Origin of the sequence: Microbacterium awajiense (assembly GCF_039536545.1) — a bacterium.
In the GTDB taxonomy this organism is placed as follows: Bacteria; Actinomycetota; Actinomycetes; order Actinomycetales; family Microbacteriaceae; genus Microbacterium; species Microbacterium awajiense.
Window position 1 is genome coordinate 242,105 of the sequence record NZ_BAAAYU010000001.1, and the last position, 15,271, is coordinate 257,375.

16 protein-coding genes are annotated in these 15,271 nt (G+C 69.7%); 7 read left to right on the forward strand and 9 right to left on the reverse strand.

Annotated elements, in window-relative coordinates:
- Nucleotides 1-44: 44 nt before the first annotated feature.
- The 4 genes from qcrB to ctaE are packed head-to-tail and all read right to left on the reverse strand — an operon-like array spanning nt 45 to nt 4,476.
- The gene (qcrB, locus tag ABD663_RS01215; RefSeq protein WP_425561759.1) at nt 45-1,871 is read right to left on the reverse strand and encodes a cytochrome bc1 complex cytochrome b subunit; all 1,827 of its coding nucleotides are present in this window, start codon (nt 1,869-1,871) and stop codon (nt 45-47) included.
- A gap of 26 nt (nt 1,872-1,897) precedes the next feature.
- Nucleotides 1,898-2,977 (reverse strand): cytochrome bc1 complex Rieske iron-sulfur subunit, encoded by a 1,080-nt coding sequence (qcrA, locus tag ABD663_RS01220; protein ID WP_344736017.1) that lies wholly within the window; start codon nt 2,975-2,977, stop codon nt 1,898-1,900.
- A 33-nt stretch (nt 2,978-3,010) separates the two neighbouring features.
- Complete coding sequence (qcrC, locus tag ABD663_RS01225; protein WP_344736019.1) at nt 3,011-3,814, reverse strand: cytochrome bc1 complex diheme cytochrome c subunit; 804 nt, start codon at nt 3,812-3,814, stop codon at nt 3,011-3,013.
- A 20-nt stretch (nt 3,815-3,834) separates the two neighbouring features.
- Nucleotides 3,835-4,476 (reverse strand): aa3-type cytochrome oxidase subunit III, encoded by a 642-nt coding sequence (gene ctaE / locus ABD663_RS01230; RefSeq protein ID WP_344736020.1) that lies wholly within the window; start codon nt 4,474-4,476, stop codon nt 3,835-3,837.
- A gap of 143 nt (nt 4,477-4,619) precedes the next feature.
- Between ctaE and trpD the strand changes: the two genes are divergently transcribed.
- From trpD to ABD663_RS01250, 4 genes are all read left to right on the forward strand, one after another.
- The gene (gene trpD / locus ABD663_RS01235) at nt 4,620-5,681 is read left to right on the forward strand and encodes an anthranilate phosphoribosyltransferase (RefSeq protein ID WP_344736021.1); all 1,062 of its coding nucleotides are present in this window, start codon (nt 4,620-4,622) and stop codon (nt 5,679-5,681) included.
- Between the two features lie 97 nt (nt 5,682-5,778).
- Nucleotides 5,779-6,297 carry an aromatic ring-opening dioxygenase LigA gene (locus ABD663_RS01240; RefSeq protein WP_344736022.1) on the forward strand — a complete coding sequence of 173 codons (519 nt, stop codon included), beginning with the start codon at nt 5,779-5,781 and terminating at the stop codon, nt 6,295-6,297.
- 16 nt (nt 6,298-6,313) lie between these two features.
- On the forward strand, nt 6,314-7,312 hold the full coding sequence (locus ABD663_RS01245) for a PHP domain-containing protein (RefSeq protein ID WP_344736023.1): 999 nt from the start codon (nt 6,314-6,316) through the stop codon (nt 7,310-7,312).
- 25 nt (nt 7,313-7,337) lie between these two features.
- Nucleotides 7,338-8,621, forward strand: a complete 1,284-nt coding sequence (locus tag ABD663_RS01250; protein WP_344736024.1) for an MFS transporter — start codon at nt 7,338-7,340, stop codon at nt 8,619-8,621.
- 44 nt (nt 8,622-8,665) lie between these two features.
- On the opposite strand, the gene ABD663_RS01255 is transcribed toward ABD663_RS01250, so the two are convergent.
- The 3 genes from ABD663_RS01255 to ABD663_RS01265 form a co-directional block, all read right to left on the reverse strand.
- Nucleotides 8,666-9,589: a 5'-3' exonuclease gene (locus tag ABD663_RS01255; RefSeq protein ID WP_344736026.1), complete on the reverse strand. Its 924-nt coding sequence runs from the start codon at nt 9,587-9,589 to the stop codon at nt 8,666-8,668.
- Between the two features lie 34 nt (nt 9,590-9,623).
- Complete coding sequence (locus tag ABD663_RS01260) at nt 9,624-10,118, reverse strand: hypothetical protein (RefSeq protein WP_344736027.1); 495 nt, start codon at nt 10,116-10,118, stop codon at nt 9,624-9,626.
- Between the two features lie 248 nt (nt 10,119-10,366).
- Nucleotides 10,367-10,906: a hypothetical protein gene (locus tag ABD663_RS01265; protein ID WP_344736028.1), complete on the reverse strand. Its 540-nt coding sequence runs from the start codon at nt 10,904-10,906 to the stop codon at nt 10,367-10,369.
- 85 nt (nt 10,907-10,991) lie between these two features.
- Here ABD663_RS01265 and ABD663_RS01270 point away from each other — a divergent pair, with 85 nt between their 5' ends.
- Nucleotides 10,992-11,360 (forward strand): hypothetical protein, encoded by a 369-nt coding sequence (locus ABD663_RS01270; RefSeq protein WP_344736029.1) that lies wholly within the window; start codon nt 10,992-10,994, stop codon nt 11,358-11,360.
- A 39-nt stretch (nt 11,361-11,399) separates the two neighbouring features.
- On the forward strand, nt 11,400-12,674 hold the full coding sequence (locus ABD663_RS01275; protein ID WP_344736030.1) for an HNH endonuclease signature motif containing protein: 1,275 nt from the start codon (nt 11,400-11,402) through the stop codon (nt 12,672-12,674).
- Nucleotides 12,675-12,697: 23 nt separating this feature from the next.
- On the opposite strand, the gene ABD663_RS01280 is transcribed toward ABD663_RS01275, so the two are convergent.
- Nucleotides 12,698-12,835 carry a hypothetical protein gene (locus ABD663_RS01280; RefSeq protein WP_344736031.1) on the reverse strand — a complete coding sequence of 46 codons (138 nt, stop codon included), beginning with the start codon at nt 12,833-12,835 and terminating at the stop codon, nt 12,698-12,700.
- 69 nt (nt 12,836-12,904) lie between these two features.
- Here ABD663_RS01280 and ABD663_RS01285 point away from each other — a divergent pair, with 69 nt between their 5' ends.
- Nucleotides 12,905-14,374: an MFS transporter gene (locus ABD663_RS01285; RefSeq protein ID WP_344736032.1), complete on the forward strand. Its 1,470-nt coding sequence runs from the start codon at nt 12,905-12,907 to the stop codon at nt 14,372-14,374.
- On the opposite strand, the gene ABD663_RS01290 is transcribed toward ABD663_RS01285, so the two are convergent.
- Entirely contained in the window at nt 14,334-15,188 is an 855-nt protein-coding gene (locus ABD663_RS01290) for an SDR family NAD(P)-dependent oxidoreductase (RefSeq protein ID WP_344736033.1), read from the reverse strand. The two genes, ABD663_RS01285 and ABD663_RS01290, sit on opposite strands and share 41 nt — an antisense overlap.
- Between the last annotated feature and the right edge of the window lie 83 nt (nt 15,189-15,271).

Here is a 15,271-nt window from a genome sequence, read left to right on the forward strand (position 1 = left end):
TCAGCCACCGGAGGATTCCTGCCGACATCGTCGGCGGCACACGGTCAGGAGTTGGGATCCCTCTCGCGGTTGCGAGGCTTGGCGTCGCCGTCGTCGGGCACGATGATGTTCGACGGACGGTTCGCGGTCTCGGAGTTGTGACCGTCGTCGATCGGCACGTGCGGGGCATCCGGTACCCCTGCGCGCTCGTGGGCGCCCTGGATCTCGGCGTCTTCCTCGTCGGTGATGTGCTCCAGAGCGTGGTGCTGGTGGGCCATCGCGGCGTCGAGCTCGCTCTGCGTGACCGGCGTGAGCCGGTCTTCGAAGAACCAGCGCGAGATCGATGCGCGCAGGTTCTGATGCCAGGGGATGCGGCCCCTCGAGTTGGGGCGCACGACCAGCGGCTCGTAGGCGTCGTACTCGACCAGCTTCCAGCGCTCGTACTCGTCGACGGGCTGGTGCACCTCGATGTACTCGCCGCCGGGAAGCCGTACGATCCGTCCCGACTCGTAGCCGTGCAGCAGGATCTCGCGATCCTTCTTCTGCAGCGCGAGGCACATCCGCTTCGTGACGAAGTACGCGATCACCGGCCCGAGGATCAGCAGCGCCTGCAGGGTGTGGATGACACCCTCCATCGTGAGATAGAAGTGCGTGGCGATGATGTCCGAGGATGCCGCCGCCCACAGCACCGCGTAGAACGTGACGCCCGCTGCTCCGATGGCCGTGCGGGTCGCGGCGTTGCGCGGACGCTGTGCGATGTGGTGCTCGCGCTTGTCGCCCGTGATCCACGCCTCGATGAAGGGGTAGATCAGGACCAGGACGATGAACAGTCCGAGCACCACCAGCGGCACGATGATGTTGAACGACCAGGTGCGGTCGAGGAACACGATCTCCCAGTGCGGCGGCACCAGGCGCAGCGCGCCGTCGGCGAAGCCGATGTACCAGTCGGGCTGTGTGCCCGCAGACACCGGAGACGGATCGTACGGGCCGTAGTTCCAGATCGGGTTGATCGTGAACAGCGATGCGATCAGCACGATCACGCCGAAGGTGATGAACAGGAAGCCGCCCATCTTCGACATGTAGACCGGCATCATCGGGAAGCCCACCACATTGCTGTTCGTGCGACCGGGGCCCGCGAACTGGGTGTGCTTGTTGATCACCATGAGCATGAGGTGCAGCACGAGCAGGCCGACGAGGATCGCCGGCAGCAGCAGGATGTGCAGCGCGTAGAGGCGTCCGACGATCGCATGACCGGGGAACTCGCCGCCGAACAGCAGGAACGAGGTCCAGGTGCCGATGAGCGGGATGCCCTTGATCATGCCGTCGATGATGCGCAGGCCGTTGCCCGAGAGCACGTCGTCGGGGAGCGAGTAGCCGGTGAAGCCCTCGGCCATCGCGAGGATGAACAGCACGAAGCCGATCACCCAGTTGAGCTCACGCGGCTTGCGGAAGGCGCCTGTGAAGAACACGCGCAGCATGTGCACGCCGATGCCGGCGACGAACACGAGTGCCGCCCAGTGGTGGATCTGCCGGACGAGCAGACCGCCGCGGAGGTCGAACGAGATCTCGAGCGTCGAGGCCATGGCCGCCGACATCTCGATGCCCCGCATCGGCTCCCACGCACCGTGGTAGTGCGTCTCGACCATCGACGCCTGGAAGAAGAACGTCAGGAACGTGCCCGACAGCAGCACGACGACGAAGCTCCACAGCGCGATTTCGCCGAGCATGAACGACCAGTGGTCGGGGAAGATCTTGCGACCGAGCTCCTTGACCATGCCCGACAGGCTGGTGCGCTCATCGATGTAGTTCGCGGTGGCGCCGACGAAGCGGCCGCCGAGGGGCTTCTCCTTGGCGGTCTCCTCGTAGGCGACGGTTCCGGGTGCCGCGGACACGCCGGGAAGGGCGGCGGATGAGGTGCTCAATGGCGCTCCCAGAAGCTCGGGCCGACGGGCTCGGTGAAGTCGCTGCGTGCGACGAGGTAGCCCTCGTCGTCGACCATGATGGGCAGCTGCGGCAGCGGACGCGCGGCCGGGCCGAAGATGACCTTGGCCTGGTCGGTGACGTCGAACTGCGACTGGTGGCAGGGGCACAGCAGGTGGTGGGTCTGCTGCTCGTAGAGGGCGACGGGGCAGCCGACGTGCGTGCACACCTTCGAGTAGGCGACGATGCCGTCGTACGACCAGTCCTTGCGGTCATCGGGCTCGATGAGCTGCTCGGGGAGCAGACGCATGAGCAGCACGATCGCCTTCGCCTTCTGGTCGAGGTAGCCCTCTTCATGGCTGAGTTCGGCGAGTGCTTCGGGGATCACGTGCACGGCGGAGCCGAGGGTGACGTCGGCCGCGCGGATCGGCTTGCCGGTCGGGTCGTGGGCGAGGCGCATGCCCGGCTCCCACATCGTCTCTTCCAGCAGCGCGACCGGGTCTCCCGCGATGGGGTCCTCGGGGGTGTTGAACGGTGCGAGACCGCGGAAGAGGACGACCGCGGGTGCCACCGATGCGACGAGGGCGCCGATGAGCGAGTTGCGGATCACGGTGCGGCGACCGAAGCCGGACTCCTCGTTCGCTGCGGCGAACGCTTCGACGGCGGCCTCGCGTGTCGAATCGCGTCCGCGGGTGGCGTGACGCGGCTCGGCGTGCTCCTTGTCGGTCATCACGGCCTTCGACCAGTGGATGGCGCCGATGCCGATGGCCAGCAGCGCGAGCGCGATGCCGAGACCGATGAAGAGGTTGTTGTCGCGGATGGCGAGGATCTCGCCGCTCTCGATCGGGAACAGCATGTACGCCGCGATCGCCCAGATGCTGCCCGCGATCGACAGGTAGAAGAGCGTGTAGACCGTGCGGACGGCCCGCTTCATCGCAGCGGGGTCCTTGTCGGTCATCCGTTCCCGGTGCGGCGGGAGCTCCGGATTGCGCACCGGGTCGGCGACTGCGACGGCGAGCCCGGGGGAGGGCTTCCACGAAGCCCTCTCGTGCTCGAGTGCGTCACTCTCGTGTGCCATGCTGCTCCTCGTTCGTGCGTGATTCGGGTTACGTCAGTTGGACTTGGCGGTGATCCACACCGTCAGCGCGATCAGTGAGCCGATACCGAAGATCCAGATGAACAGGCCTTCGGACACCGGGCCCAGCGAGCCGAGCGAGAATCCACCGGGCGACTCGTTGTCCTGCAGGAAGAGCAGGTAGGTGATGATGTCGCGCTTCTCCTCGGTGGTCAGCGTCATGTCGTTGAAGACCGGCATGTTCTGCGGGCCGGTGACCATCGCCGCGTACATGTTGATCGGGGTGACCTCGTGAAGGGCGGGGGCGTACTTGCCCTCGGTGAGCGCACCGCCGGCGCCGGCCACGTTGTGGCACATCGCGCAGTTGATGCGGAACAGCTCACCGCCGTGCGACGCGTCGCCACCGCCGTCGAGGACCTCTTCGGCCGGGAATGTCGGACCGGGCGCGACCGACTGCACGAAGGCCGCCATCGCCGCCGTCTGCTCCTCGGTGAACTGCGGGGGCTTCTGCGGCGCCTGCGGTCCCTGCATCTGCAGCGGCATGCGTCCGGTGCTCACCTGGAAGTGCACCGACAGCTCTCCGACGCCGTACAGCGACGGGCCGTCCTGCGTGCCCTGCAGGTCGAGCCCGTGGCAGGTGGCGCAGTTCGCCTGGAACAGCTTCTTGCCGTCTTCGACGGTGAGGGTGGATGCCTGTGCCGGTGCGGGGTCGGTCGCCGCCATCGCGGCTGACGCGCCGGCGTAGCCGCCGCCCGTGATCAGGAGGCCGATGCCGATGAGGGCGGCCGCTGCCCAAGGGCTGCGACGACCGCCAGAGCGGCGCGTGGTCTCTCGTGCCATGTGGGGGTTCAGCTCCGCTCTTATCTCAGGAAGTAGATGACGAGGAACAGGGCGATCCACACCACGTCCACGAAGTGCCAGTAGTAGGAGACGACGATCGAGGACGTCATCTCCTTGCGTCCGAAGTTCTTGACCGCGTACGCGCGGCCGATCACGAGCAGGAACGCGATCAATCCGCCCGTCACGTGCAGGGCGTGGAAGCCGGTCGTGAGGTAGAACGCGGAGGCGTACGAGTCGGCGCTGATCGGCATGCCCTCGGCGACGAGCTGGGCGTACTCCCACACCTGGCCGGAGACGAAGATCGCACCCAGGACGAAGGTGAGCCAGAACCACTCGACCATGCCCCAGCCGAGCCATCCGCGCTTCTTCGTCGAGTACGGCTGGAAGCGCTCGGCGGCGAACACGCCCATCTGGCACGTCACCGACGACAGCACCAGGATGATCGTGTTGACCGTCGCGTAGGGGATGTTCAGCAGCGCCGTGCGCTCCTCCCACAGCTCCGGAGAGGTGCTGCGGAGGGTGAAGTAGATCGCGAACAGGCCCGCGAAGAACATCACCTCGCTGCCGAGCCACACGATGGTGCCGACAGCGACCGGATCCGGCCGCTTGACGGACCGCATGGCCTGGGAATAGGTCGCTGAGGAGGTCGTCACATCCCCCATTATGGCCGAACTCGGCGCGCGATTTTCGCATCCGCGCCCATCGATTCGCCTCGGCTGGACCTGAGAGCCGCCTCCGGGATCGCCCGAGGATCGCTCAGAGCTCGCCATGAGGCCGATGGACGCGCGGGATAGGCTCTAGCGCTATGGCTGACCTCTACACGTGGCCCGAGATCGTCACGACCCTGTTGGATCGCCGCGACCTCACCGTGTCGGAGTCGACATGGGCGATGCGCCAGGTCATGTCGGGAGAGGCGACGCCCTCCCAGCTCGCCGGCTTCCTCATCGCGCTGCGTGCGAAGGGCGAGACCGTCGATGAGATCGTCGGGTTCCGCGACGCCATCCTCGAGGCCGCGCTCCCGCTGCCGGTCCGCGCCGATGTGCTCGACATCGTCGGCACCGGAGGCGACCGGTTCGGCACGGTGAACGTGTCCACGATGGCCGCCGTCGTCGCCGCGGCCACGGGCATCCCGGTCGTCAAGCACGGCAACAAGGCCGCGAGCTCGCGTTCGGGCTCCTCGGACGTGCTGTCGGCGCTCGGGATCGATCTCTCGCTGACGCCCGAGGCCGTCGCGCAGACGCTCGACCGCGCGGGGATCACCTTCGCGTTCGCCAGCGCGTTCCACCCGGGGTTCCGCCATGCCGGTCCGACCCGGGCCGAGCTCGGGGTCCCGACCGTCTTCAACTTCCTCGGCCCGCTGTGCAACCCGGCCCGCGCCGAGGCCAACGCCGTCGGCGTCGCGAGCCTGGATCGCGTGCCGCTCATCACCGGCGTGTTCCAGACACGCGGCGCGACGGCGCTCGTCTTCCGCGGCGACGACGGACTCGACGAGCTCACGACCACCGGTCACAGCCGGCTGTGGGAGGTCAGCCGCGGCGACATCCACGAGCACGACCTCGACCCGCGCGACCTGGGCATCCCCCTGGCGCGGATCGACGACCTGCTGGGGGGCGAGCCTGCGCACAACGCCGACATCGTGCGGCGCGTCCTCGCCGGCGAGACCGGGCCGGTGCGCGACATCGTGCTGCTCAATGCGGCGGCGGGCATCGTGTCGTACCGGCTCTTCCGCGACTCCGCGCAGGTGCAGCGGCCCATCCTCGAGCGACTGTCCGAGGCGAAGGATGCCGCGGCCGAGGCCGTCGACTCGGGGGAGGCCACGGCGACGCTCGGGCGCTGGGTCGAGGCGACGCGGTCCCTCGCCGCCTGACGTCGCGCGTCGTGCCTGTGCCGACCGCACGCCGCGGACTTCCGTGCGCACCGATGGGGACGCTAGCGTGGGCGGCATCGACCCCCAGGAGGAATCCATGTCGGACGAGAACGCCGCCCCCGCTGACACCGCCGCCACCGCAGACACCACCGCCACCGTCGAGCCTCCGGCCCGCAGCCTGGGCGGGGTGAAGGTCGTCGGGATCCTGGGCATCCTCGCCGGCATCCTGCTCATCGTGGTGGGCATCGTCGCGTGGGTCGCGGTGTCGACGCAGCTCGCAGCCGAGAACATCACCGTCCCCGACGACGCGGTGGCGTTCCAAGGCCAGCAGGTGACCGGGCCGGTGACCGCATACATCCAGGCGGACATCATCAATCACCATGCGCTCTCGGCGTCGGACGGTCAGACCTACGCAGAGCTCGACCAGGACGACCCGGTGCGGGCGACGGTGATGAACGCCTCGTTCCTGCGCGCATCGCTGTTCACGTCGGTGGTCGCGTTCGGGGTCTCGGCCTTCGCGATGGCCATGGGCATCCTCTCGATCATGTTCGGGTGGGCGCTGCACCGCCTGGCGAGCGCGCCCGTCGTGGTGCGCCGGTCGCGCCTGGCCGAGTGATCGCGAACCGGCGGGCATGAACCCGCACGACGCGCTCACCGAGATCGCGACGCTGCTCGAGCGTGAGAGGTCGTCGCGCTACAAGTCCAAGGCGTTCCGCGCCGCGGCCGACGCGATCGCGGGACTCACCGACGACCAGTTGCGCGACACGGCGGCGCTCCGGCGCCGCAAGGGCGTGGGCGAGTCGAGCTTCACCGTCATCCAGCAGGCGCTGGAAGGACGTGTTCCCGAGCGGCTCGCCGAGTTGCGGGCGAGCGCGGGTGTCGAGGTCTCTTCGTCGCTGCGCGCACTCCTGCGCGGCGACCTGCACTCGCACAGCGACTGGTCGGACGGCCTCACCTCGATCGACCTCATGGTCGACGCGGCGCGCGCGCTCGGTCACGACTACCTTGCCCTGACCGACCACTCGCCGCGGCTGCGGGTCGCCAACGGACTCTCGCCGGAGCGTCTGCGCGACCAGCTCGAGGTGGTCGCACGTATGAGCGGTGACGGATTCACCCTGCTCAGCGGAATCGAGGTCGACATCCTCGACGGGGGCGCCCTCGATCAAGAGTCCGACCTGCTGGACGAGCTCGACATCGTGGTGGCGAGCGTCCACTCCAAGCTGCGGATGGAGAGCGGGCCGATGACCCGTCGGCTCGTCGCTGCGGCATCCGACCCGCACGTCGACGTGCTCGGCCACGTGACCGGTCGCCTCGTCGAAGGCGCACGGGGCACGCGGCCACCCTCGACATTCGACGCGCGACCCGTGTTCGAGGCGTGCGCCGAGCACGGTGTCGCGGTCGAGATCAACTCGCGTCCCGAGCGGCAGGATCCGCCCGACGAGCTGCTCGCCCTCGCCCTCGAGATCGGCTGCCTGTTCTCCATCGATTCCGACGCGCACGCGCCCGGGCAGCTGTCGCTCATCGACCACGGCGCGCAGCGGGCCGAGAAGGCGGGCGTGCCCGCCGACCGCATCGTCACCACGTGGCCCCTCGAGAAGCTGCGTGCGTGGACGGGGCGCCCGCGCCGCTGACCGACCCCGCGCCTAGACTCGGCAGGTGAACTCCGACTCCGCCTCCCGCGCGAGGCGGAGCATCCCGTGGCTCGTCATCGCGGGGGTGCTGGTCGCGGCGCTGAGTCTGCGCGGACCGATCGTCGCGCCGACGCCGGTGATGCGCGAGATCGAGACCGACGTCGGGATCGGACCGGCCGCGGCGGGGCTTCTCACCACCGCACCTGTGCTGATGTTCGCCCTGCTCACCCCGGTCGCGGCGCTGGTGATCCGGCGCGCCGGTGCCGAGCTCGCACTGCTCGCCGCGCTCTCGGGTGTGCTGCTGGGCACTTTCGTGCGCGCGCTGCCGGGCTTCGGCTGGATGCTCACCGGCATGGTCGTGATCGGCGTCGCCATCGCCGTCGGCAACGTCGTGATCCCGGTCATCATCCGCCGCGACGTGCCGGCCGAGCGCGTCGTCGTCGTGACCGCCGCCTACGCCGCGACGCTGAACATCGGGTCATTGCTGACCTCGTTGCTCACCGCGCCGCTCGCCGCCGCGATCGGCTGGTCGGCTGCGCTCGTCGCGTGGTCGGCCATCACCGCGGTCGGGATCGTGCTGTGGAGCGTGCACCTCCGGCGCGAGCGAGCGCGAGGGCGGACCTGGGGTGAGAGGTACTCGGGTGCACACGGCGCCACCCCCGCCGCGGCGGCATCCGACGACATCGACCCCGACACCCTGACGGGGCCGATGCCGGTCGTCGCGGGCGGCAGGCGCGAGCGCCGGCTGCTGCGGCGTCCCGTCGCGTGGCTGATCGCCGCCTCGTTCGCGTTGCAGTGCACCGTCTACTGGGCGCTGACCACGTGGCTGCCCACGATCGCGGCCGACGAGCTGGGATACTCGCCGGCCGCCGCCGGTGCGGTGGCGTCGATCTACCAGGGGGTGGGTGTGCTGGGCGCGTTCCTCGTCCCGCTGCTCACCCGTTTCGCGCCTCGCGCGGTCGCGACCGCGGTCATCTGCGCCAGCTGGCTCGTGCTCATGGTCGGACTGCTCGCGTGGCCTGAGCTGCTGGGCGTGTGGCTGATCGCCGGGGCGATCGCGCACGCAGGGGGCTTCGTGGTGATCTTCACGCTGTTGGTCCAGGTCTCGCGCGACGATGCGGAGGCGGCCGGACTGTCGGCGTTCGTCCAGGGGGTCGGCTACGCCGTCGGAGCCCTCGGCGCCCCGCTCAGCGGCTTGCTGCACGAGGCGACGGGCGGCTGGACGGCGCCGCTGATCGGGATGCTGGTCCTCGCCGTCGTCTACAGCGGGACGCTGCTCGGAGCGAGCGCTCTCGCCAGCCGGCGCTGAGACCGCCCGCAGCCTGCGGTCGGCCCGCGGCGTGGACGCGTCGCTCAGACCGCGTCGAGCGCGTCGATGAGCCGGTTCATGGGGCTGCCGAGGGCCCACGTCTCGGCGAGCGCCGTGGCATCCGCCTTCTGCGCGACCGTGAGCGGTCGCAGCCGATCGTCGCCGGCGTCGAGATCGAGGTCTCGCACCACTTCGACGACCCGCGGCGCGACCGCGAGGTAGTCCAGTGCCGCCTCGATCTTGGCGCGCACGCCGGCGGACATGCCCTCGCCGGCCTCGGCGGCGGCGAGGATGCCGGGCAGATCGCCGTGCGCTGCCAGCAGTGCGGCGGCCGACTTCTCGCCGATGCCGGCGACCCCGGGGAGCCCGTCGGAGGAGTCGCCGCGCAGTGTCGCGAAGTCGGCATACTGACTTGGCAGCACGCCGTACTTCGCCACGACCGCCGCATCGGTCATCACCTGCAGCTTGCTCATGCCCAGGCCCGTGTAGATGACGCGGACGTCGCGCGCGTCATCGACGAGTTGGAACAGGTCGCGGTCGCCGGTGACGATGTCGACGGGCATGGTCGCCGTCGTCGCGAGGGTGCCGATGACGTCGTCGGCTTCGTGCTCGGCCGCGCCCACGATCGGGATGCCCACGACGCCCAGCGCCTTGCGGATGACGGGAACCTGAACCTCGAGAGGGTCGGGCACGACTTCGACGTCGGGGGCGTGGGCGATCACCTCGGCGACCCGGTGCGTCTTGTACGAGGGGATGAGATCGACGCGCCACTGCGGGCGCCAGTCGTCGTCCCAGCAGGCGACGAGATGGGTGGGCTCGTAAGCGGTGACCAGGCGCGCGATCATGTCGAGGAAGCCGCGCACCGCATTGACCGGTGTGCCGTCGGGTGCCCGCACCGAGTCGCGCACACCGTAGAACGCACGGAAGTACAGCGATGCCGAGTCGAGGAGCATGAGGCGGTCGGTCACGGCGCCCATCCTGCCATGCACGCCCGACGCGGGCTCAGCACCCGGGACCGGTCGGGTCCTCGGCGCACGATCGCTCGACGAGCGCGGTGCTCACCTCGACGACCTGCACGTCGTAGCCGCCGGTGGTCGAGGTCACGTATCCGGCCACCGGGCGCCAGCCGCCGCCGAAGTCGACGGATGCCGCATACTGCACGGTCACCCCCACCGCGTAGGTGCCGCGCTCGCGGTAGACATGCGACGTGTCCGTCGGAGTGAACTGGGCTGCCGGAATGCTCGCCCACGGGCGGCCGCCGGTGTCGCTGCGCGCCGAGGTGCCGTCGCCGTGGTCGAAGACGAAGCCGACCGGAACGAAGCGCACGACGACGTCCCACCCCAGGAGCGTGCCCGGCATCCACTGCTCGGACGCGGCGGCCACGAGGTTGGTCGGCATGCCGACGACGCCGAAGCCCGCAGGTTCGCCGGACAGCAGCGGCCGGGCGGGGACGAACGAGGCCAGATCGGCCAGCGTGACGTCGGGCGGCGATTCCACGCTGTAGCCGGGCCGGCAGATCGGTCCGCACGGCGTCGGAGCGGGCTCGGTGGGTGCGGCGGGCGGGACGGCGGTGACGGGGCCGGTTGTGCCGCCGCTGCCGCCGGGGCGGGTCGCGCTCGCGCCGAGATCGACGGACGTGCCGGAGTTCGAGACGGTGCAGGCGTTCTGCCAGATGGTGCTGCTTCCGCACCCTGGAGCAGGCGTAGTGACCAATCCAACGACAAGGGCCGCGAGTGCCGCGATCTCTACTCCGCTGAGCATTCGCTCGCCTCCCTACCGTCGAGGGAGTCGATGATCAGACCGGTCGGTGTGGAGCTATCTTGTATCGCCACCACGAGGACGGTCTGAACCGGCGGTCGATCGGGCGATACGACGGACTCGCCATGCTCGTCTACTAGCCGGACGTCCGTTACATCGAGACAGCCAACGATCGTCACGCGTGCGGGGTTCGAGAGCTCCGCGCTGACCGGTACGGTGCTCATGAGCGTCGAGGAGCCCTGCACGTTCCATCCTTCAGCGTGCATGCCCGACAACGACTGTCGCTCTGCCGAGTTCGCGTCTCCCGTGGTCCAGGCGTACACGTCCTCGAAGGTCTCCGGATCCGAGAGATCGACCCGGTTGAGGGCGTCGACGTAGGCGCGATAGGTCGCCTCGGCGGCGGCGAACGCCTCCGCTTCGGTGGTGAAGGGTGCGGTCGGCTCGGGCTCGGTGTCGGGCACACAGCCGGTCAGCAGGCCCCCGGCGATCGCGAGGGCGACCCAGACGGTGAGTGCACGTGCGGCCACGCGACAACCGTAATGCGGCGAAGCCGCGGCATCCCGAGTTATCCACACCCTGGACGCCCCCGTTTCCGCCTGTCAGGCTGACGCCATGAGAGTCACTCGCATCTTCGGGGCAGCCGCCGTCGTCGCCGCTGCCATCGCGCTCAGCGCCTGCACGGCGTCGTCCACGCCCGCGATCGAGCCGGTCGTCATGGACGCGAACAGCCTGCAGGGCGCCACCGTCGACCTCGAGGTCGGCCAGTCCCTCGACATCGACACCGGCAGTCTCGCCGTCGACAGCTACATGGGCGAGGTCGCCGATCCGTCGATCGCCGAGTTCGTGCCCGGCCGCGAAGAGGGCGGCACCACCTACAACCCGGGGGTCACCGCCCTCGCGCCGGGTACCACGGCGGTGACGATGTCGAACTCGACGGGCGGCATCCAGGACCTGACGTTCACCGTCAACGTCTCCGGGTAGGCCGCCACGAGTGTCGTAGGTATGTTCTACCGTTGAGGCATGGACAGGTTCTCCGACCCGACGATCGATGAGGCGTACGCGGCCGGTGCGTCGGGCGGATTGAGTCTCGTGCTGGACGTCGATGCCGCAATGGCGACGTTCGCGGCGGAGCGGTTCGAGGCGATCGGCGCCCTGCGGCGCACCGCGATGAGCGGCCTGGACTATGGGGCGTCGACCGAGATCGCGTTGCGCTCGCTGCGATTGGAGCTGGCGGCGGCGCTGCGGGTCAGCGACTACACCGCCGGACGACTGCTGGATCTCGCCGATGCGCTGACCGACCGGTTCCCGCGCGTGTTGGAGTCGCTGGGGCGGGCGCGGATCACGCAGCAGCACGCGGAGGTCCTCGTCGACGTGGTGAGCGAGGCGGAGCCCGAGCTGCAGGCAGGTCTTGCTGCGGAGGGACTGCTGTTGGCGGAGGAAGTGCCGGTCGCCGCGTTCCGACGTGCATTCCGGGAACGGGTCGCAGCCGCACGGGCGGTGACCCTCGCCGAGCGGCACGAAGAGGCGGTGCGGAACCGGCGGGTGTACTACCAGGACGACGTCGCCGGGATGGCGTGGCTGTCGCTCTACGGCCCCGCGGTGGAGCTCAAGGCCGGACTCAACCGGCTCACCGCGATCGCGCAGCCCATCTCGCGCTGCGCCGATGAGGTACGCACCCTGGACCAGGTACGCGCCGACGCCCTCTGCGACCTTCTCATCGACGGCACCACCCCCCACCTTCCCGACACGGCCACAGGCATCCGCGCGACCGTCGCGGTCACCGTCCCTGTGCTCACCCTGCTCGGCGTCGACGAGACCACCCCGGCGACCGTGGAGGGTGTCGGGCCGATCCCGGCCGCGCAGGCGAGGGAACTCTGCGGCGGGTCGCGGGAGTGGATGCGGGTGCTCACGCACCCCGAAACCGGCGTCGTCCTCTCCGTCGGCCGCGACACCTACAAGCCTCCGGCCGACCTCACCCGCCTCGTGAACTGGCGCGCAGGCACGTGCCAGGCGCCGGGATGCGGGATGCCCGCTGCTCGGTGCGAGCTGGACCACACGATCGCGTGGGTCGACGGCGGCCACACCGCCGAGAACAACCTCGCACCCCTCTGCAAGGGACACCACACGGTGAAGCATCACGGCAACTGGCGGGTGATGCAGGCCCCGGGCGGGGTTCTGCACTGGACCTCACCCACCGGGCGGGCCTACGTCGCGCACCCGCAGCGACGAACACCCTCGTTCCGGCCCGCGGGATCCGACACGACGGCCGCGACCGGCACCGACCCGCCGTTCTGATGCACGCCTGACGGCAGACGAGGTCACTCGCCGTCCATGCGTACCGACGGCAGGATGATGTCGCGATCCTCTCGGTAGAAGTCCGTGTCGGCCGCGCGGCTCGTGAACGTCATCGTGAGCAGGATGTCGCCCTTCTTCGCGTGCAGCTGCCACTGCCGCACAGCGGTGGCGCACCGGGTGCATCGTGGTCAACGCCTTCGGGGTGGCCTGGCGGGTCTAGCCTGGGCTCGATGCCACCCTCCAGCGATCCGCCGACCTCCGACATCCCGGTTCCGTCAGCGGCCCACCGCTGGCGCGCGTTCTGGGTGTGCGCCGCCGTGGCGACGCTCACGATCCTCGACCTGTCGAAGGTGAACGTCGCGCTGCCGTCGATCGAGGACGCCTTCGACTCGGCCTCCACCGAGCTCGGCTTCATCGTCTCGGGCTACGTGCTCACCTTCGGGCTCGTGCTCGTGCCGATGGGTCGACTCGGGGATCAGCGCTCGCGACGGGCGCTGTTCCTCATCGGGCTGAGCCTGTTCACCCTCATGAGCCTGGTCTGCGCCCTCGCCCCGAACATGACCGTGCTGCTGATCGCCCGCCTGATCCAGGGCATCGGGGCCGGCATCCAGATGCCCCAGGTGATCGGCATCATCCAGGAGCTGTTTCGGGGCGACGAGCGCGGCCGGGCGTTCGGCGCGTTCGGCGCCGTGATCGGCATCGCCGTGTCGGTGGGGCCGACCATCGGCGGTCTCGCCATCGCGCTGGGCGGAGCGCAGGACGGCTGGCGATGGATCTTCGCGATGAACGTTCCGCTCGGCATCGTCGTCATCGCGCTCGCGATCTGGCTGCTGCCGTCGCTGCATCGACGCAGTCGCAAGCCCCTCGAACTCGACCCCATCGGCGTCGTGCTGTTCGGCGTGGCTGTGCTGTCCCTGATGTGGCCGTTCCTGTTCACGACCGGCTCGCCCGGCGACAACCCGCTGCGCTGGGGCCTGCTGGTCGTATTCGTGCTGTTCACGGCGGCCTTCGTCGTGTGGGAGCGGCGGTACGAGGCATCCGGTCGTGCCCCTCTCGTGCCGCTGCGCCTGTTCCGCATCTCGTCGTACCGCAACGGAACCCTGCTCGCCGTCGCCTACTTCGCCGCGATCCCCGCGATGTTCCTGCTGACCACCCTGTTCCTGCAGCAGGGCCTCGGCCTCGAGCCCGTGTTCGCGGGCATGGTGACGATCGGCTTCGCGCTCGCCAGCGCCGTGTCGTCGTGGATCGGCGGCAACCTGGTCGCGCGCATCGGGCGACCGCTGGTCGTGTGGGGGCTCGTCGTCGTGCTCGCCTCGGCGGCGGGGCTGGTCGCGATCGCGCTCTGGGTTCCACCGCCGTGGACGGCGTGGGCGATGGCGGTCGTGCTCACGCTCGGAGGGGTCGGCGGCGGCCTCGTCATCTCGCCGAACCAGACACTCGCCCTCGCCGACATCCCGGTCGCGCGCGGGGGACTGGCCGGATCCGTCGGTCAGCTCGGCCAGCGGATCGGCACGGCGATCGGCACCGCGATCGCACTGTCGCTGTTCTATTCGACGATCTTCCGTGAAACCGGGACGGCGTCCGACCTCGTCGTGTTCCACGACGCCTACGCCTTCGGCATGATCGCGGCCGCGCTGTTCCTCGCGCTCGCGTTCCTCGTCAGCCTCGTCGATCTCTCGTCGCGTCGTCGCCGGCGCTGACCGGAGGTCGGTCGCCGCGCTCCCCGCGTGCGATGGTGCGGGCGCTCACCGCGATCGCCACGCGCCGCGGCACGATGCCCGCCAGTTTGGCGTTGAGCGCATTGCGCCAGCCGGGCACGAAGCTCGGCGGGGGAGAGGAGTGGTCGAGTCGGGACAGCGTGGCCTCGACGACCTGGCCGACGGTCATCTCGCGGATCGGTGCGTCGAACCGCTCGCCCACGACATCGAAGAACTCGGTGCGGGTCGCCCCGGGGCTGACGGCGAGCACGCGCAGGTCGCGGTCACGCACTTCGTGGCCGACCGCCTCGGTGAAGCTCAGCACGAAGGCCTTGGAGGCGCCGTACACGGCCATGCCAGGCCCCGCCTGGTACGCCATGCTGCTCGCGACGTTGACGAGCGCGCCTCGCCCGGTGAGCAGCTGCGGCAGCAGCGCGCGCGTGAGCTCCACCACGGCGGTCACGTTGAGCTGGATGAGTTGCGCGGTCGCATCGGGGTCGGAGTCCACGAACGGGCCGTGCAGTCCGAAGCCCGCATTGTTGATGAGCGTCGCAGGTCGGATCCCGCGGTCTTCGAGATCGGCCCGCAGCCGCGATGCGGCATCGGACCTCGTGAGATCGAGGGCGATCGCCGTGGCCGCGACGCCACTGTCCTTCTCGATCTCCGCCGCGAGGGCGCGCAGCCGCTCTTCGCGGCGCGCGACGAGCACGACGTCGGCGCCGCGCGCGGCGAGGCTCCGGGCGAACTCGGCGCCCAAACCCGAGCTCGCGCCGGTCACGACCGCGGTGGTTCCGCGATACTCGATGGGGTCGCTCATGGCGGCACCCTATCGACCGCTCCCGGTCGGGACGGTGCGGGCCTCACCGGCGGCCGCCGTTCTGATACCCTGGAATGTCACTT